Raw genomic sequence first — 17,689 nt, 5'->3', positions numbered from 1 at the left:
GTTCAGACCACCTGCAGATTTTTAGCGGCGGTTTTTACCGCGTCGCGAATACGGGGATAGGTGCCACAGCGGCACAAGTTTCCGGACATGGCATCATCGATGTCTTCGTCGGTCGGGTTGGGATTGTTGGTCAGCAAATCCGCAGCCTGCATCATCTGTCCACCCTGACAGTACCCGCATTGCGCCACCTGATGTGTCAACCAAGCCGCCTGGACCGCGTGCATTTCGTCTGGATTGCCCAGACCCTCGATCGTGGTCACCGGCCCATCCACATCACCGACCAGAGTTTGGCACGACCGCACCGCCACGCCATCCACATGCACCGTACACGCCCCACAGGCCGCGACACCGCAGCCGTATTTCGGGCCATCCAGCTTCAACTCGTCCCTCAAAACCCAAAGAAGCGGCATGTCTTCTTCGACATCAACTTCATGGGAAACACCATTTACAGATAGCTTCATCGCGTGATCCTTTAGCTGGTGACTGTTCACGTTACGTCAACCAAGTGCACATTAATGACCGACGGTCAGTTGTATTGGACATATAAAATTTTGCGATGCAACCCCCTAAAATATTTCATCGGATTCTTTTGATCAAACCGCGCCCATCGGTTGCCAACTCCACCTAAAAATGCGCAACAATCGCCCCATCATGCTTGGGCCGAATCCACCCCTTTGAGAAGGACAGCACATGGACCATTGGAAACACGTTCTGTTGACGCATTGGGGCATTGATGCCCAGCTTCGCCAGCTGGATGGCGAGTATGATTTGAACTTCCTTGCCGAAACCGACACCGGCGACGGGTGTGTCCTGAAGGCGATGCGCCCCGATTGCGAGAACTGGCTGGTTGACCTGCAAATCAAGGCGATGGATCACATTCAGGAAAAGGCGCCCAGCGCGCTGATCCCGCGCATCATCCCAACCCCCGATGGCGCACGTGTCCTGCACCTTGCCGATCAGACCGGAGCACAGCGCCTGATCTGGCTGATCGAGCGTCTGCCGGGTCGGTGTTATGCCAAGGCGGCCCCCAAAACCGAAGCGCTGATCCATCAGACCGGAGCAGCATTGGGCCAAACGGCGAAGGCGCTTCAGGATTTCCACCACGACGCGCTTCAACGTGATTTCAAGTGGGATTTGATGCAGGCCGGGTGGGTCGAGGACGAACTGTCATGCATTGCACAGCCCGACCGCCGGGTGCTGATCGAAACCATTCATGCCGAGTTTGACGCCATCAAGCCCGCGCTCGACCGCCTGCCGAAGCAGGCCATCCACAATGATGCCAACGACTATAACATCCTCGTGGACCGGGGGCTTCTGGACCTCTCCCTGTCCGGTCTCATTGATTTTGGCGACATGTGCGCCGCGCCTCGGATCTGCGATGTGGCTGTGGCCGCGGCCTATCTGGTACTGGACCACCCGAACCCCGAAGCCGCGCTGGCCGCATTCGTGTCAGGCTATCACGCCGAATACCCCCTGACCGCCGCCGAAGTTGACCTGATCTGGCCCCTCTTGCGGATGCGTCTGGCGGTCAGCGTCGTCAACTCGACCCTGATGGCTGCGGACAACCCGGACGACCCCTATGTCACGATCAGCCAAGCACCCGCGTGGCGGTTCCTTGAAACCTACGACCTGCATCCCGGCCTGCTGTCCGCACGACTGCGCGCGGCTTGCGGGCTGCCCGTCGTGGATGGAGCGGATCGCGTCATGGCGTGGCTGGATCAAGAGCGCGGGAACTTCGCGCCGGTGATGGGTGAAGACCTGAGCGATGCGCCCTTAGGGTCTCTGTCGGTCGAACACAGCACATGGCCGCAGAACCCGTTCCACATGCCCCTGTCCGAAGCTGCCCGCGTGGGGGAAGAGTTCGAAGACAGCGGGCGCATCTGGCTGGGCTACTATCACGAGCCGCGCCTAATCTATGCCGAACCCGCCTTCCGCAAGGGCCCGTGGAAAGCCAGCGACCGGCGCACCGTGCATCTGGCCGTAGATGCTTTCGCGCCCGCCGGCGCTCCGCTTTATGCACCCTATGACGGCACCGTCTTTGTGGCCGAAAACCGCACCGGACATTTGGACTATGGCGGGGTGATCATCCTGTCGCATGAAACACCCGAGGGCGATGCGTTCTATACCCTCTACGGCCATCTGAATCCCGAGTTCATGAACCGCCTGCAACCCGGCGATGTGATCGTAAAAGGAGCTGCCTTCTGCCAGTTGGGGGATGCCAACCAGAACGGCGGCTGGGCCCCGCATGTGCATTTCCAACTCGCCCTCACCACCGACGGGATCGAGGCCGACTGGCCCGGCGTTGGCGATCCGGACGAGATGTATATGTGGCGCGCGATCTGCCCCAATCCCGCGGCTTTGCTGAACCTGTCTGACGAACACGTGTGCTATCGCCCCACTGACAAGTCTAAAGTTCTAGACGGGCGCCGCGCGCATTTCGGCGGCAACCTCAGCTTGACCTATTCGGACCCGGTGATGCTGGTGCGTGGCTGGAAGCATCACTTGTTTGACGAATGGGGGCGCCCCTATCTGGACGCCTATAACAACGTCCCCCATGTGGGCCACGCGCACCCCCGCATTCAGGCCGTGGCAGCGGATCAGTTGAAGCGCATGAACTCGAACACGCGGTATCTGCACCCGGCGCAGACGGCCTTTGCCGACAAGATATTGTCCAAGCTGCCCGATCAGTTCGAGGTCTGCTTCTTCGTGAACTCCGGGACCGAGGCAAACGAGCTGGCCCTGCGCCTTGCCCGCGCCCACACTGGCGCCAAAGGAATGGTAACGCCCGATCACGGCTATCACGGCAACACCAACGCGGCAGTCGCGATCTCGGCCTATAAGTTCAACAAGCCGGGCGGGATTGGCAAAGCTGATTGGGTCGAGCTGGTCGACGTCGCGGATGATTATCGCGGCACGTTCAAACGGGACGATCCCGACCGCGCTCAGAAGTATGCCGATCTGGTCGATCCGGCCATAACGGCACTGACCGAACGCGGACAGGGCGTGGCCGGTTTCATCGCCGAGACCTTCCCTTCGGTCGGTGGCCAGATCATTCCGCCCAAGGGCTATCTGCCTGCCGTCTATAAGAAGATCCGCGCAGCCGGCGGTGTCTGCATCGCGGACGAAGTGCAGACCGGGTTGGGCCGCCTAGGAGACTACTACTTCGGGTTCGAACACCAAGGCGCCCTGCCCGACATCGTCGTAATGGGCAAACCCATCGGCAACGGGCACCCCTTGGGCGTGCTGGTCACCACCAAAGAGATCGCGCAGAGCTTTGACAACGGGATCGAGTTCTTCTCGACCTTCGGCGGCTCGACCCTGTCTTGCCGCATCGGGAAAGAAGTCTTGGACATCGTTGATGACGAGGGTCTGCAAGAAAACGCACAGCAGATGGGGTCACGCCTGATCGCCGGACTGCGCGCGCTTGAAGCCAAATACGACTGCGTCGGCGATGTACGCGGTATGGGGCTGTTTCTGGGAATGGAGTTGATCCACCCGGATGGACGCGAAGCCACCGAAATCTGCCAGTTCATCAAGAACCGGATGCGCGATCACCGGATCCTAATTGGCAGCGAAGGCCCGAAAGACAACATCCTGAAAATCCGACCACCTCTGACGATCGAGGCTGAAGACGTCGACATGATCCTGACCGTTCTGGACAAGGTCTTGGCAGAAGCGTCGCAGGGATGAGCACAGCGAAAGGGGTGGCAAATTTAGCCGCCCTTTCGAGGCGCAAGTTCGCAGTACGGACACCCATAAAGGACGTTCGTTGCCCCGCAAATCTGATGCCGGTCTACCTAACGCAATTCGGAACAGCCAAACCAACAGCGGGCTAATAAAGCGACGTTCATTTCGTTACGGCGCGGCGGTTCGCGGCAGACAGATTTCGGCTCTCTATGCCTAGTCAACTTTCGCCCGAAGAAACGACTTTCTGGGATCATAGCCCCGCAGGCACAGAAAGAAGAAGCCAACCGTGCACACACACACACACAACAATGCGACTGGCTCCAGCCGCAAGTAGAGTGCAAAACGGATCAGTTCAACCGCGTAGGTAAACGGGTTCCAAACAACCGCCGTTGCGATATGTGGCGCGTTTTCCTGCATCTGCCAAAGCGGGTAAAGCGCCGTGGACAGAAAGAACATCGGGAAGATGACGAAGTTCATAACGCCTGCGAAGTTCTGAAGTCTGGTGATCATGGCGGACAGAAATAGCCCCATGGATCCTAACATCAGCCCGACCAGGAACAGAGCGGGCAATACTGCAAGGTAACCGCCCCATTGCATACGAATGTCAAACACCCAAGCGATTGCGAGAAACACGACGCATTGCAGGACCGATACGAATGCACTTGCCAGAAGCTTTGCCATCAGGATCCACCAGCGCGGAACCGGCGCGGTGAGAAGAAGGCGCATAGATCCCACTTCCCGATCATAGACCATTGAAAGTGAGGATTGCATCGCATTGAAAAGCACAATCATCGCGCACAGTCCGGGGACGATATAGGTTTCATACCGAATATAGGTCTCGTAGGGCGGAATGATCGACAGACCGAGTGCTGCGCGAAACCCTGCCCCGAAGATAAAGAGCCAGACCAGAGGGCGGACAAGCGCGGCGAGAAACCTTTCGCGCTGGTGCAAAAAGCGCAGCAACTCGCGGATGATGATGGCTTTCAAACATGTCATCATAGCTGCGGTCTTTCGTTGCTCGCATAGTGCTGGGAAAGTCCTTCCGCACCCCCAAGTTCCGCAAATGCGCCGCGGCTTACGATCATACCGGACTGCAAGACAATAACATCGTCTTCGGGCCAAAGCTCATCAAGCAAATGGGTGATCCAAAGAACTGTCACACCCTGTGCGCTCATGTCATGAACAGCTTCAACGATGGCTTGCTTGGATGCGGGATCAAGCCCGGTTGTGGGTTCGTCCAGCAGTAGGATCTTAGGTCTGGGCAGCAGCGCGCGGGCAATTTCCAATCGACGACGATGCCCGCCATTCAAATCGCGCACAGAGCTTTTCTCGCGCCCCTCAAGACCGAATTGCGCGAGAAGCTCTGCAATTCGCTCCGTGGGTTTCTTCATCCCGTGCAACCCAGCGAAGTAGCGCAAATTCTGAACAACAGATAATTCGGGATCTAATGCGGATTGCTGAAACACCATGCCAACATCGCGCAAACCTGCACGTGTTTGAGACATGGATTGCCCGACTACACGCACATCACCTTGGTCCGGCAGTATTAGGCCCGCAATTAGGTTGAAAATCGTCGATTTCCCGGCGCCGTTCGGCCCCAGAAGTGCCGTGAACGAACCCTGATCCAATCGCAGCGAAAACTGCGATAGAACAGCTCGGGATCCATAGCTTAGGTCCACGTCTTCCAGGACAACGGCGTCGGTCATTCGATCACGATCTCGATCCTTTGGCTTTCACCAGTGCTTCCTGGAATGCGAAGCTCATAGCGGCCCGGTTTGATCGCAACGAAACCGATTTCCATCGTTCCAGCGTCATCGAACTCGATTGAATGCAATGCATAGGGTCGGATTTCCAACCCTTCGATGACAACTTCGTCCACCCAGATTGCGCGGAAGAAATCATTCCCGGCCAGACCGATTTCGCCCGAGCCGTCGGCCGTGATCTCGACCTCATAATATTTACCGGATTTCAACTTCCACGGCGCGTCAGCCAGCGGTTCACCGACAGACAGGATGACTTCCGGCAAGTCGACTTTGTTAGAGCCGGATAACAACCCCGCCATGCCCAGATCATCGTCATCTGCAAACGCAGCGTTTGCGGCAACCATGCAGGCAAGAAGAATGGCTTTTTTCATGTGTCGATTCCTCAACTGGTTGGACGTGCAACCGCGCCCCACGGGAAGCGGCCCACTTTGATGGATTTGATGGCTTTATTGGTGGAAAGGTCGACGACGCTTACATCGCCCGAGACACCATTGGTCGTGAACAGCTTGGTGCCATCGGGCGAAAACGCCATATGCCACACACGGCGCCCCACCAGAATGTAGTCGAGCACCTCGTAAGTTGCCGTATCAACGACCGCGACGTGGTTAGACGGGCCAAGCGCCACGTAGGCGCGGCTGTTGTCCGCGTTCAGCTCGACCCCAACCGGTTGTATCTTGTCAGGATGCACGCCCGTTATTTTAAAGTCGATCTTGGCGATTTGGCTTTGATCGGACGTGTTGAACACAGCCACAGTCCCACCGATCTCCGAGCTGATCCAAAGCTTCGATCCATCGGTGGTGAATTCTGCATGGCGCGGGCGGGCATCGACCAGAGTGTTGGCGTAGATGCTGTTGGTTTCCGTATCGATCCAATGCGCCATGTTTGTGGTTTCCGAGGTCGTGATCGTCGTCTTTCCATCCGGGCTGACTGCCATGCCTTCAGGTTCGACCCCCACGTTGATCTGTGCGATGACGTGATGGGTTTCCGTGTCCACAACGGTGGTCACCGCGTCGTCTTCGTTGGCGATATAAAGCCGCTTACCATTTGGGTGCAGTGCAAATTGCTCTGGGTCTTCGCCGGACGGGAGATCATGAATGATTTTGCCAGCCTCGACATCCAACACCTGAACCGCGTCAGAATCCGACGCGCAAATGTAGAGATATTTGAAGTCCTTCGAAAATAGGATGCCGCGGGGACGTTCGCCGACCTCGTATTCCTTAACGACCTCCAACGTATCGACATCGATCACCGAGACCGTGTCGCTTTTTTCGTTCGACACCCAGATTTCATCACTAAACGCGGCGGCAGGCGTGAAAGCGATCAATGCCGCCAGACAAGTCTTAAGTTTCATTATTCTATTCTCCAAAGGCGGTGCATTGGCTGTTAGGCGCGTCAGCACCCAGACTGTCCAACTCATTTCTGGCGTGCAAAAACCCCTCAAGAGGTGCCATCGCAACAAGAGCCGAGGCATGTGTCAGCCCCACAGGTTGGCGCATCTGACCGTTCCAGTCGCGAAACGACAGCGGGCGCCCTTTGAACCCGGCCAGTTCGATTCCATCGAGCAAATAGGACCTAATGCCATCAATATCCGCGAAGTTCGTTCTAAGCTGCGCTTCGTCCACGGCGCGCAACGCGGCCCATGCGGCATAGTCAACATCTTGCATGTCGCGTCCTGCGAGGTCCTGAAACCGGCTTTGCAGCTGTGCCGCGCCCCATTGTTCATTCACACGTGACCAGCCGGTCGTGCGCAGACCGTCACCGCCAAGAATGGGCCGAGGTAGCCAAGTGTTATAGGCAAGATACCGTGCGAAATCATTGTGCTCATCCGCCACGAACAGCACATCGTGATCGCCTAGCTTCTGCGTCAGCAAAGGCACTTCTGCCCCTGCTTGTCTGCGCAGATCCCCATCCAAGACCCACGGCTCTTCGTTCAAAAAACTCATACCGAACTTGCGGGATGAGTTGCGCAGCGCGTCGGCAAACTTGATGTCTTCTTCAGAGTGCCCTGTGACAAGCGCCAGTTTGTCCCAGCGTTTCTTCAACACAAACTGCATGAATGCATCCGCGCGCATCGCATAGCTAGGTAGAGTGTGAAGCAAGTTTGCGCGGCAGTCCGTATTGCGAAGGTTGTCATCATAAGACCGCACGTTGAAGAAAAGACGCGGCCCAGTCCCGTCGGCCAGATCAAGCATTTCCTTGGCGCTCATATCCAATATCACAAACGGGGCTTTGCTTGACTGCAGCACATCACGCGCACCGACAATATCGCCTTCCTCCAAATCGACGATGTCCATGGAAAACTTATACCCCATGAAACCACCTGTCGTGTTGTTGTCAGCGACAGCAAGCTTTGCCCCAGCAAGACCGAGGTCATTGGGGATCGGGTCTAGATTTGACAAGACCGGTCGTTCCGGGGTCGCAATCCTCAGATACAGAACCGAAATGTCCCGCAAGGCCTCAGTCGCCCGGGCACCGGTCGAAAGCACGCAGATCGCCAGCGCGCACAGGCACAATTTCATGATGCTATTCATCAAGACCTCCCAAGAGGCATTCTGTCTGACGCAGCGGTTTTCGAGAAGTTGGACCAAGGTCGAATAGAGCCGTCGCAGCAACCCAATTACAAAGCTTCAAAAGTTTGGAGGAGACGTGATGAAACTCTCGAAGAAGTTGCTTGTGCCGCCGTTCGTGTTGGCCGCTGCCGCAGCCTTTGCCCATGGTGACGTTGCCCCGCAGGCGGTGGACACGGCTGGCCTTCCCGATCTTGGTGAGGAATGGCTTGAAGAAAACCCGTGGCGCGACCCAGCGAGCGAGGACTGGCAAGCCGCTATTGATATCGGCGCATCGGGCTACAACCAGAACTGCGCACGTTGTCATGGTTTGGAAGTCGTTTCCGGCGGGCTTGCCCCGGACCTGCGCTATCTCAGCGCGGACTGGGATGGTGACGAATGGTATCTCGAGCGTTTCCGCTATGGCATGACCCAGAACGGGATCACCAAGATGCCCGCCTTCGGAGATCTTCTGGGTCAGGAGGCCGCATGGGCCATCCGTACCTACGTTGAAACTCGCCCTGATGACGGTGCTTTTGACGACTATCAGACACGCCTGTCTGCAATTCGCGATCTTTTGAAAGACCGCGCAAGCGAGGTCGAGGGTGGTATTGATGTAGCGTCCCTTGGCGATGAAGTGGCCGCACTTCGGACTGAACTGTCCGACATCAACGCCTCTGCGGAAACCGGCTCCGACGCGCCGGTCGCTGAATCTGCAGTATCCCGCGCAGCAATTGCGCTTGATGGCAGCGCCGCCAGCTTCGCAAAAGCTGCCGAGCTTCTGACCATCGGCCTGTCAGCGGCACATTGACCGTTTTGCGTTTTGGCATCCATATCGCATTGGTGCTCGGCCTTCTGGCCGGCACCGCTCAGCACGCCTTGGCAAGATGTGAAGATTTGGCCAAAGGGTATGGGGATGTGATCCCGAAACGGTCGGACACACGGATCGACGTCGGACAGGATTTCGACACGATCCTCGAGCGCGGCTATCTGACTTTCGCTGTCTACGAAGATTTTGCGCCGTTTTCCTGGGAGGCCGCCGGCAAACCCAAAGGCATTGATATCGAGATTGCGCGCATCATCGCCGAGGATATCGGTGTCGAGGCGCGTTTCAACTTCATCGCGGCTGACGAGAACGTAGATGCAGACCTGCGCAATCAGATCTGGAAGGGTCCATTGATCGGCGGGCAGGTGTCAAACATCATGATGCACGTGCCCTACAGCAAGGATTTGCAGTGTCGCAACGAATTGGTTGTGCTCAACGGTCAGTATTTCAACGAGACGCTGGCGACGGCCTATCGCATCGATGTGTTCCCCGATGATCCTCCGACAACGCCCTATTATCGCTTCCACAAAGTGGGCGTCGAAAACCACACGATCTCGGATTTCTACCTGTCGAACTTCAACGGCGGGATGTTGCTTTCGAACATTCGCCACTATCCCGAACACGAGGATGCCTTCGCAGCCATGGGAACCGGCGAAGTTGACGCCGTCATGGGTGTGAAAAGTATCTTGGAACATCTGGACCAAAGCGATGACATTGCGGTGGCCACGCCGCCGCTTGTGAACTTCGCGCTCGACACATGGACGCTTGGGGTTGCCGTGCGTCACAATTTCCGAGAGCTGTCCTATGCTGCTGATTACGCGATTGCAGATGCGCTTGCGGACGGACGGATCACCGCGATTTTCGAGAAGTACGGCGTTAGCCACGCGGCCCCGGATTACTAGGCGCTAGCCCAGCCGGATCACCGCTCCGCTTGGGCTTTCCAGCCAGACCGTCGCAATGCCCATCGCACCCAGATCCATTGCTTCGATCTTCGGGCGAGGGATTAGTGTGAAGGCCGTTGAATACGCATCTGCAAGCGCCGAGTTCTTGGCCTGTACCGTGACGGTTTTCCAAACCGGTGTCTTTCCGAAAGGATGCACGATATGGGCCTGTCCATTGGCGCGTCTCATCGCGTCCGGCGCGCTGGTTGCAAGCCCCAGATTGCTGAGATCCGTATGTGTCAAACGGTGCGCATCACCATTCTCGATGCCCAATCGCCAATCACCGTCGCCAGCTGCGAACTCTCCGAGGTTGACCAGATGTGCCGCATGTCCCCGGTGCTGCAAGAGACGAGACAATTGATCGCTCGCATATCCCTGCGCGATGCCATTGAGCGTCAGGGCAGTGCCCGGTTTTTCGAACCGGATAAGGTCGTGCCCAACGTCGATCGTATCGAAACCGGCGATAGAGCTTGGCCGCGCGTGCCTGCCTTTCCAGACCGATTGAACGGTTGGGTCGAACACCCCGCCGGTCTCTGTCCAGGCCACTTTGGATACCTGCAGCAACGCAACCAGATCTTCGGGTGGGCTGTGCAGGACTCCGTCCCGATTTAATCGCGAGATCGCCGAGTTTGGGCGGAAAAGGCTGAACATGTGTTCAAGTCGCTCAGCTTCTTTTTCTATGGCGGCGAAGGTTCTTTTGTACCCTTCGTCATGATCGTGAAACACCACCGACAGATCTGCACCAAAGCCACGCCCACGCCATTCGCGTCGGCTTGGAGTGTACCGCGTCAGGGCCAATGCCCCCAGCGCTGCGGCTCCAAGTTTGATAACATTTCTTCGGTGCATCATGACGCCCGCGCCCGTTTCTTGTCGGTCACAATCAGGGGCACGCACTTGTTGCGGTCTTCATAGATGTCGACGCAATCAAGGCAGCCAAAGCATTCGGAATAGTCGATCTTGCCCGACGGTTTGATGGCCTTGTATTCGCATTTGACCTTGCACAGTTGGCAGGGTGATCCACATTCCGCCCGGCGCGCGATCCAAGGGGTCAGACGCAACCAGCCGCCGATTGCCATAAGCGCACCAAGGGGGCAGAGGTAACGGCAATAGGCTTTGAACACGATCGCCGACGCAAGCAGGCAGATCACGGCATAGAACACGTAGTACCACTCGCGCTGGAAGAAGACTGAGATGGCCGTCTTGAAGGGTTCGACCTCGGCGGCGGTTTCGACGTGTTCTGGGCGATAGAACAACGTCACGACCAGACCAGCCAGCACAACGTATTTCAGGAGCTTCAAACGTCGGTCCCAGATGCCCGAGACCGTCAATTGCCGCACCCCTAGACGTTTGGCGATGGCCCCGATGATTTCCTGCATCGCACCGAAGGGGCACAGCCAGCCACAAAAAAGCGCGCGGCCCCAGATGAAGAACCCGATGATCGCGGCTATCCAGATCATCAGTGAAAACGGATCGTAAAGCAGGAAGCTTAGGGACTTTCCGGCAAGGGCCGCAGACAGGGTCGCAATCGGTGTCAGGATCGAAAGTTGCCCCTGGCCCCACCAGCCGACAAATCCCAGTGTGACGCCCAGCGCGCCATAGCGGATCAGCTGGTAGTCAGCGCGTTGCACGAAACGACGATTGAACACCATGATCGTGAAAATCAGCGCAAGGAAAGCCCCAAGCGACAACAGGTCCGCGCGGCGGTTCAATACTGAGCTTTCGAAAGGAGATAGTGGTTTGGGCGGCGTCAGCACCTCAAAGAACCGGTCGTCAGCCCGGACGGTCCAACTGAAACGCGCCTGTCCTAGCTCCGGCTGAAGCATCCCGTGTTGGCGAATGGCCAGCAAGGATAGCTGCCAATCCCTTACCGGGTTGAACCCCAAGCGGCGATCTAACCGCAGCACCATGGCCTTCCCATCTGGGAGGTCTGATTTCAGGTCGATCAGAAGATCTGCATCCATAACTGACACCGGGAACGCGTCTTGGGTCGCTTCGATCCAGGACGGCGCGGTGTTCCTGACAAAGTCATCTGGTACCAAGCCGTGATCCCCTGCTTCGATCAGCAGCAAAGTTTGATCATCGGGTGAGATTTTCCCCAACCGTTGCCAATCGCGCAGCATGCGGTCCCCCATGACCGCGCGCGCGACCGAAGGCGCAGTAACATCCACAATCCACAGATCAATGAAGGGGTCGCTGTCTTCCGCATCAGGATAGGGATCATCGCTTTGCCAGATCGTGCCAGCAAACTCGGACCGCACTTCGCCATGCGTGGCCAACACATGCCGCGCCAGCCCCTGATCCACCAGCTCCTGCCACGTGAATGAAAGGCCTTGGTCCGGTTTCGCCACCACTTTCTCTTGTGGACGCGCGATACCTTTCAGCTTCTCGCGTGCAACCTCGCGCGCGGCGGCCATGATGCTTTCATGTGCGATCCTCACCGACGCCGTCGCTTTGGTGACGCCATCCAGATAGACCAGTGATCCACCACCGCCAGACCCATAGTTGGTGCCAATGGTGATTGGGGTGTTGATGGACAGGCCGCGGTATTGTTCAAGGAATTGCCGAAATGGTGCTTCGCCCAGACCGGACACAAAAATTGGTTCGCTTTGATTAAGCAGTTTCACGTCGATGAAGCCGCCATCCATGTCCAACAGCACCATGATATTGATCGCCGCCCCCGAGAAGCCGGGAAGAGGCGATATGGCTTCGGATTGAATGACATAACCTCCGCGCGCGCCGCTGCCGTTTAGCAGCTCCCACACGCCGTCGATGTCTGTTGGTTCGCCCAAGCTATAGGGCGCGATCACAGCATCCCGAAGCTCGGCATCGTCGACCAGATCAGCCGCCGCCCATTGAACACCTATTGCCAGAAAAACCACTGCTAAGGTGGCGCGGAGCAGGCCGTGGATGATGCCGAACGTGGTCACAGCGCGGCAACCTCTGCGCCGGTCTGGGTGACGTTCCGCAACTCATAGGTTTCAGCCCCAAGAGCTTCCGCCTCGTCCCGAGCATGGGTCACAAGAACCAGCGCACTTCCGGTTTTGTCCAGAAACGCGCGGGTCAGCGCCAGCATCTCTTGCCGCAGGTTCTGATCAAGCGAGGCAAATGGCTCGTCCAGCAGCACCAGAGGCGTTGGTGTCAGAAAGCAACGCGCCAATGCCAAGCGCCGCTGTTGCCCCACAGAAAGCTGACGCGGAAAGTGATCCGCCTTGTCTTGCAAACCGACTTGGGACAGGGCCTCTTGTATGTCTGTTTCTTCCGCGTTGGGATGAAAGATCTGAAGATTTTCCTTGGTCGTGCGCCATTCAAGTAAGGTCGGGTTCTGGAACATGAGCGCAATTTCATCAGGTGCCTCACGCGTCCCGACAAACCGCTTGTCGAGCCCAGCAATAATTCTAAGCAAGGTGGTCTTGCCGACACCCGATGGACCAAACACAGCGATCCGATCACCTGCTTTGATCTCCAGATGAACATCCTCCAGAACGGTGTGACCAGCGAAGGATTTGCGATGAAGGTCAAGCTTCAGCATCGACACGCCACCTCCCGACCCGCTTTTCGCTAGGCTGCATGATCGCAAATTCTATGAACAGGATGCAGATAACGAAGCTGAGCGCATAGGCCAGAACCCCTGTGACATCGAACAAAGAGAACTGCGTGTGGATCTGCCGCCCGATCCCGTTTGGCCGCCCCAGAAACTCGACCACCAACACGATCTTCCAGATGACCGAAAACCCGGTTCTTGCTGCAGAAACGATGTGTGGAAACAGTTCGGGCAAAACGATGTGGCGAAGCCTAGTCAGCAAAGAAAGCCGATAGACGCTTGCCAGGTCCCGCAGCGCAGATGACGCGTTTCGCGAACCTTCGCGGATAATCGTAGTGGTCATAGGCACTTTGCTGAGAGTGACGGCTAGAACCGCCGCGAACTCATTCAATCCCACCCAGAGGTAACACAGGACGATCAAGACAAGCGCAGGCAGGTTCAGGAATATGATCAGCCAAGGATCAAGCCAAGCATCCACAGTATCCGACCGGCCCATGGCATAGCCCAAGACCCCGCCAATGATCATCGCCAACCCGAACGCAGCTGCGACTCGCCAGCCAGTAGCGGCAAGGTTTTCCTGCAGCTTGCCTTGATGCCACAGCACGCTCATCTCGTTGGATACCTGAGCGGGCGACGGCAGAACCTGCGGATCCCCCAGCCAGACCGAAAGGCTGTGCCAGAAAAGCAGGAACAGCCCTAAGGAAAAGATACGTATGCCCGTGTTCCGGTGCATTGTCTGCGTCAGCTTCCGATGAACAGTCCGGCTGGAAGAGATGTGGCTTTGCCGACAAGGTCTTCACCACCAAGTTCACCCATGAGCTCCAGCATGTCCTGGACCGCGTTGGAGTCAATTTCGGTTCCAGCAGGGATCCCTGCAATAAAACCGGCCTTAAGCGCCTCGAACTGAGCTTCGTTCTTGGGTTTCATGCGCGGGCGAACAACATCCCACGCAGCAGCATCGCTACGCAAAATGTCCTTGGCTGCGCGCGACGCGGTGTAAAGAGCTTCGGACAGTTTCGGGTCCATGTCGCCGTTCACGATGTAGCCCAACAAAGGTGTCGCCGGGTTCAAACCAAGGGTTTCGGCGGCCTCTTGGACCGAGATGATCTCGACCAGACCGGCGGCCTTGGCCTTTGCTTGGAAGTGCCAGAAGTTGATCACCGCATCGACTTCGCCGGTCAGTGCAGATTTAAACATTAGGGGCGGTGCGCCGAACTCTTGTTTCGTGATCGCTTCCAGATCAAGTCCGCTTGTCTTCTCGGCGTAAGCCTTCAGGATCAGCCAGCTTTTGTCGAGCGGCCCCCCAGCAATACCCACTTTCTTACCTTGCAAACCCGCAAGGTCGGTGATGCCACTTTCTGGTTTCACCATAATGCCGCCAACGGCCGTAGAATATGGAATGAACTGCACGTCGCGACCTTCGGCGCGCTGCCGCGCAGCCCACACCACATCGGACACCATGACGTCGATCTCGCCCCCAAGAAAGGCAATATCAGATGCGTTGCCGCCCCCCATCGGAACAACTTCAAGCGTAAAGCCATTCGCTTCATCAAGGCCATTGTGTTTGATTGTGTCGAGTTCCCAGTTCACCGTGCCAAACGACAAGGCACCAAGCTTGATGACTGGCAAGTCTGCTGCCAACGCCACCTGTGCGACACAGGCAATTGCCGCGCTGAACGCGGCCTTCTTGAATCCGAACATAACAGTCCTCCCTGTTTGTAAGGAGCGTATGCAAACAGGGGTCGCATCTTCTATACGACCAATTGGCAATACCTTTCACGCCGAGTTTCCGCGACCTTTTTGTGCGACAGGAATCTGGAGTTTCTGTCGTCTCGGAATGGGAGGACACGATGAAGAAATTACTACTGGCGACGTCAGCGACACTGATCGCTGCGACGGCGTCGATCGCGGGTGTGACTGAAGAGGACATCGCCAACGATCAAAACATCACCACACAGATCGTAAGCAACGGGATGGGGCGTCATCAACAGCGCTTTAGCCCGCTCGACAAGGTCAACAAAGAAAACGTTAAGTACCTGGTTCCGGCTTGGTCCTTTTCGATGGGTGGCGAAAAGCAGCGCGGGCAGGAAACCCAACCGCTGATCTATGACGGCATCATGTATGTGACCGGTTCGTATTCACGTCTGTACGCGATTGACGTCGAGACCGGCGAAGAGATCTGGCAATACGACGCACGCCTGCCCGAAGGCATTCTGCCGTGCTGTGACGTGATCAACCGCGGTGGCGCCATCTATGGCGACAAGATCTACTTCGGCACACTTGATGCACGTATCGTAGCGCTTGACCTGAAAACCGGTGACGTTGTCTGGAAAGACAAGATCGCTGACTACAAGGCTGGTTATTCTTACACATCTGCCCCGCTGATCGTTGATGGATTGGTCATCACCGGCAACTCGGGTGGCGAGTTTGGTATTATCGGTGAAGTGCAGGCACGTGATGCTGAAACCGGCGACGTGGTCTGGACCCGTCCGGTGATCGAAGGCCACATGGGCACGCTGAATGGCGAAGAAAGCACCATGACCGGCGAGCTGAACGCGACATGGCCAGGTGATCTTTGGAAAACCGGCGGTGGTGCAACATGGCTTGGTGGCACCTATGACGCAGACACCGACACGCTGGTGTTTGGCGCAGGCAACCCAGCCCCTTGGAACTCTTGGTTGCGCGATGCTGGCGATAAAACCGACGGCTCTGGCGACAATCTTTACGCGGCTTCGCGTATCGGCATCGACCCGGCAACCGGTGAGATCAAGTGGCACTTCCAGACCACCCCCCGCGAAGGCTGGGACTTTGATGGCGTGAACGAAGTTGTTCCGTTCGTCGATGCAGAAGGCAACAAGCGCTTTGCAACGGCAGACCGCAACGGCTTCTTCTACGTTCTCAACCGTGAAGATGGTGCGTTCGTATCGGCGTCGCCTTTTGTGAAAGACATCACATGGGCTGAAGGCATCGATGAGAACGGTCGCCCGATCTACAACGAAGAAAATCGCCCCGGCAACCCGGCGGACGCTGCTGATGGCGGCAAAGGTGATGTTGTATTCTCGGTCCCGTCGTTCTTGGGCGGCAAGAACTGGATGCCGATGGCGCACAGCCCGGCGAATGGCCTGTTCTTCGTTCCCTCGAACGAATGGGGTATGGACATCTGGAATGAGCCTGTAAGCTACAAGGAAGGCGCTGCCTATCTTGGTTCCGGCTTCACGATCAAACCGATCTTCGAGGACTATATCGGCTCGCTGAAGGCGATTGACCCGAACACCGGCGACGTCAAATGGGAGTACAAGAACGATGCTCCGCTTTGGGGCGGCGTGATGGCCACCGCTGGCGGGCTGGTCTTCACCGGTACACCCGAAGGATATCTGAAGGCCTTTGACGCAGACAGCGGCGAAGAGCTTTGGAAGTTCCAAACAGGCTCTGGCATCGTTGGCCAACCCGTCACCTGGGAGCAAGACGGCCAGCAATATGTTGCTGTAGCTTCCGGTTGGGGCGGCGCGGTTCCGCTTTGGGGTGGTGAAGTGGCCAAGAAGGTCAACTTCCTGAACCAAGGTGGCTCGATCTGGGTCTTCAAGATCCCGGTCATGAACTGATCCAAGTCAGACTATGCGGAGCCCGCGCCTTGTGGGCTCCGCGCTTTCGTTATTTAATCAGAGGCGAAAATGAAAATGGCTGAGGTCGTTATGTCGAGTTTCGGTGAAGCAAGTGAATTGAGATTGTTGTTGATCGACGATCACCCATTGTTTTGCGATGCGATGGCAATGACAGTCGGAGAGATTTTTGACGCGCCACTGATCCAAACCGCCGCGACGCTTAAGGAAGCACTGAAGCGTGTCAATGAAGCCGCGCCGGATCTTATCGTACTGGATTTGAACCTGCCGGACGTAGACGGCGTTGATGGCCTGATCCGGCTTCGCTCGGCAGTTCCTGACGCAAAGATCGTCGTGGTCTCGTCGATTTCGGACAACCGTGTGACCTCAAGCGTGCTCGATTCTGGCGCTGTGGGATTTGTCCCCAAAGGAAGCCCCCGCGATGAACTGGTACGCGCCTTCCAGCTGGTTGCAGATGGCGAGATTTACACTCCAGAAGACTTCGTGGTGCCGCAGTCCGACTTCCTGTCACAAGAAAATCAGCAGGTTGTCGAAAAGCTTGCCAGCCTCACCCCGCAGCAATCCGTTATTCTAAACCTGATCTGCGAAGGGAAGCTCAACAAGCAGATCGCCTATGATCTTTCGATTGCCGAAACGACCGTGAAGGCGCACCTAACTGCGATCATGCGTAAGCTCGGAGTGCAAAACCGGACACAAGCTGTGTTGCTTGCGAAGAAAGTCAGCTATGCTTCTCTGACGGGGAATGCTGGCGAAAGCTAGAATTCC

General features: G+C 56.9%; 16 protein-coding genes. 5 read left to right on the top strand and 11 right to left on the bottom strand.

The features are described from left to right. Positions 1–2: 2 nt before the first annotated feature. Entirely contained in the window at positions 3–461 is a 459-nt protein-coding gene (locus ALP8811_RS02400) for a (2Fe-2S)-binding protein (protein WP_108855591.1), read from the bottom strand. A gap of 229 nt (positions 462–690) precedes the next feature. On the opposite strand from ALP8811_RS02400, the gene ALP8811_RS02395 reads away from it, so the two are divergent. Continuing rightward, entirely contained in the window at positions 691–3,690 is a 3,000-nt protein-coding gene (locus ALP8811_RS02395) for an aminotransferase class III-fold pyridoxal phosphate-dependent enzyme (protein WP_108855590.1), read from the top strand. Between the two features lie 210 nt (positions 3,691–3,900). Here the strand turns inward: ALP8811_RS02395 and ALP8811_RS02390 are convergent, their stop codons facing one another. The 5 genes from ALP8811_RS02390 to ALP8811_RS02370 are packed head-to-tail and all read right to left on the bottom strand — an operon-like array spanning position 3,901 to position 7,981. Continuing rightward, positions 3,901–4,683 carry a lanthanide ABC transporter permease protein PedC gene (locus ALP8811_RS02390; RefSeq protein WP_108857392.1) on the bottom strand — a complete coding sequence of 261 codons (783 nt, stop codon included), beginning with the start codon at positions 4,681–4,683 and terminating at the stop codon, positions 3,901–3,903. Beyond that, complete coding sequence (locus tag ALP8811_RS02385; RefSeq protein WP_108855589.1) at positions 4,683–5,393, bottom strand: ATP-binding cassette domain-containing protein; 711 nt, start codon at positions 5,391–5,393, stop codon at positions 4,683–4,685. Before ALP8811_RS02385 ends, ALP8811_RS02390 begins: the two co-directional genes overlap by 1 nt. Next, positions 5,390–5,821, bottom strand: coding sequence for a cupredoxin domain-containing protein (locus ALP8811_RS02380; RefSeq protein WP_108855588.1), 432 nt, complete (start codon positions 5,819–5,821; stop codon positions 5,390–5,392). The genes ALP8811_RS02385 and ALP8811_RS02380 overlap by 4 nt, the downstream gene beginning before the upstream one ends. An 11-nt stretch (positions 5,822–5,832) precedes the next feature. Continuing rightward, the gene (locus ALP8811_RS02375) at positions 5,833–6,801 is read right to left on the bottom strand and encodes a YVTN family beta-propeller repeat protein (protein ID WP_108855587.1); all 969 of its coding nucleotides are present in this window, start codon (positions 6,799–6,801) and stop codon (positions 5,833–5,835) included. 4 nt (positions 6,802–6,805) lie between these two features. Beyond that, positions 6,806–7,981, bottom strand: coding sequence for a lanthanide ABC transporter ABC transporter substrate-binding protein PedA1 (locus tag ALP8811_RS02370; RefSeq protein ID WP_108855586.1), 1,176 nt, complete (start codon positions 7,979–7,981; stop codon positions 6,806–6,808). Positions 7,982–8,099: 118 nt separating this feature from the next. Between ALP8811_RS02370 and pedF the strand changes: the two genes are divergently transcribed. After that, positions 8,100–8,807 (top strand): cytochrome c-550 PedF, encoded by a 708-nt coding sequence (pedF, locus tag ALP8811_RS02365; RefSeq protein ID WP_108855585.1) that lies wholly within the window; start codon positions 8,100–8,102, stop codon positions 8,805–8,807. A gap of 5 nt (positions 8,808–8,812) precedes the next feature. Continuing rightward, complete coding sequence (locus tag ALP8811_RS02360) at positions 8,813–9,724, top strand: substrate-binding periplasmic protein (RefSeq protein ID WP_108857391.1); 912 nt, start codon at positions 8,813–8,815, stop codon at positions 9,722–9,724. Between the two features lie 3 nt (positions 9,725–9,727). Here ALP8811_RS02360 and ALP8811_RS02355 read toward each other — a convergent pair whose 3' ends face one another. From ALP8811_RS02355 to ALP8811_RS02335, 5 genes are read right to left on the bottom strand one after another with little or no spacing between them, the layout of a single operon-like run. Beyond that, entirely contained in the window at positions 9,728–10,609 is an 882-nt protein-coding gene (locus tag ALP8811_RS02355) for an FAD:protein FMN transferase (protein ID WP_181363672.1), read from the bottom strand. Beyond that, positions 10,609–12,690 (bottom strand): 4Fe-4S binding protein, encoded by a 2,082-nt coding sequence (locus ALP8811_RS02350; protein WP_245924520.1) that lies wholly within the window; start codon positions 12,688–12,690, stop codon positions 10,609–10,611. The genes ALP8811_RS02355 and ALP8811_RS02350 overlap by 1 nt, the downstream gene beginning before the upstream one ends. Further along, a complete protein-coding gene (locus tag ALP8811_RS02345; RefSeq protein ID WP_245924518.1) occupies positions 12,687–13,292 on the bottom strand; it encodes an ATP-binding cassette domain-containing protein in 606 nt (201 codons plus the stop codon). Before ALP8811_RS02345 ends, ALP8811_RS02350 begins: the two co-directional genes overlap by 4 nt. Beyond that, entirely contained in the window at positions 13,279–14,037 is a 759-nt protein-coding gene (locus ALP8811_RS02340; protein WP_108855583.1) for an ABC transporter permease, read from the bottom strand. The genes ALP8811_RS02345 and ALP8811_RS02340 overlap by 14 nt, the downstream gene beginning before the upstream one ends. Before the next feature lie 8 nt (positions 14,038–14,045). Continuing rightward, entirely contained in the window at positions 14,046–15,005 is a 960-nt protein-coding gene (locus ALP8811_RS02335; RefSeq protein ID WP_108855582.1) for an ABC transporter substrate-binding protein, read from the bottom strand. A 149-nt stretch (positions 15,006–15,154) separates the two neighbouring features. Between ALP8811_RS02335 and ALP8811_RS02330 the strand changes: the two genes are divergently transcribed. Both ALP8811_RS02330 and ALP8811_RS02325 read left to right on the top strand, forming a co-directional pair. Continuing rightward, the gene (locus tag ALP8811_RS02330) at positions 15,155–16,906 is read left to right on the top strand and encodes a PQQ-dependent methanol/ethanol family dehydrogenase (protein ID WP_108855581.1); all 1,752 of its coding nucleotides are present in this window, start codon (positions 15,155–15,157) and stop codon (positions 16,904–16,906) included. Positions 16,907–16,981: 75 nt separating this feature from the next. Then, positions 16,982–17,683, top strand: a complete 702-nt coding sequence (locus ALP8811_RS02325; protein WP_245924517.1) for a response regulator — start codon at positions 16,982–16,984, stop codon at positions 17,681–17,683. Positions 17,684–17,689 lie beyond the last annotated feature (6 nt).

Source organism: Aliiroseovarius pelagivivens (assembly GCF_900302485.1).
Taxonomy (GTDB): domain Bacteria; phylum Pseudomonadota; class Alphaproteobacteria; order Rhodobacterales; family Rhodobacteraceae; genus Aliiroseovarius; species Aliiroseovarius pelagivivens.
Note: the sequence above shows the minus strand (reverse complement) of the source record. Positions and strands in the feature narration are given on the sequence as shown.

Bases quoted from the DNA above. Each gene is read 5' to 3' on its own strand.
- ALP8811_RS02400 (WP_108855591.1), bottom strand. From the start codon at position 461: ATGAAGCTATCTGTAAATGGTGTTTCCCATGAAGTTGATGTCGAAGAA.
- ALP8811_RS02380 (WP_108855588.1), bottom strand. From the start codon at position 5,821: ATGAAAAAAGCCATTCTTCTTGCCTGCATGGTTGCCGCAAACGCTGCG.
- ALP8811_RS02330 (WP_108855581.1), top strand. From the start codon at position 15,155: ATGAAGAAATTACTACTGGCGACGTCAGCGACACTGATCGCTGCGACG.
- ALP8811_RS02385 (WP_108855589.1), bottom strand. From the start codon at position 5,393: ATGACCGACGCCGTTGTCCTGGAAGACGTGGACCTAAGCTATGGATCC.
- ALP8811_RS02370 (WP_108855586.1), bottom strand. From the start codon at position 7,981: ATGAATAGCATCATGAAATTGTGCCTGTGCGCGCTGGCGATCTGCGTG.
- ALP8811_RS02325 (WP_245924517.1), top strand. From the start codon at position 16,982: ATGGCTGAGGTCGTTATGTCGAGTTTCGGTGAAGCAAGTGAATTGAGA.
- ALP8811_RS02345 (WP_245924518.1), bottom strand. From the start codon at position 13,292: ATGCTGAAGCTTGACCTTCATCGCAAATCCTTCGCTGGTCACACCGTT.
- ALP8811_RS02340 (WP_108855583.1), bottom strand. From the start codon at position 14,037: ATGCACCGGAACACGGGCATACGTATCTTTTCCTTAGGGCTGTTCCTG.
- ALP8811_RS02335 (WP_108855582.1), bottom strand. From the start codon at position 15,005: ATGTTCGGATTCAAGAAGGCCGCGTTCAGCGCGGCAATTGCCTGTGTC.
- ALP8811_RS02390 (WP_108857392.1), bottom strand. From the start codon at position 4,683: ATGACATGTTTGAAAGCCATCATCATCCGCGAGTTGCTGCGCTTTTTG.
- ALP8811_RS02375 (WP_108855587.1), bottom strand. From the start codon at position 6,801: ATGAAACTTAAGACTTGTCTGGCGGCATTGATCGCTTTCACGCCTGCC.
- ALP8811_RS02355 (WP_181363672.1), bottom strand. From the start codon at position 10,609: ATGCACCGAAGAAATGTTATCAAACTTGGAGCCGCAGCGCTGGGGGCA.
- ALP8811_RS02395 (WP_108855590.1), top strand. From the start codon at position 691: ATGGACCATTGGAAACACGTTCTGTTGACGCATTGGGGCATTGATGCC.
- pedF (WP_108855585.1), top strand. From the start codon at position 8,100: ATGAAACTCTCGAAGAAGTTGCTTGTGCCGCCGTTCGTGTTGGCCGCT.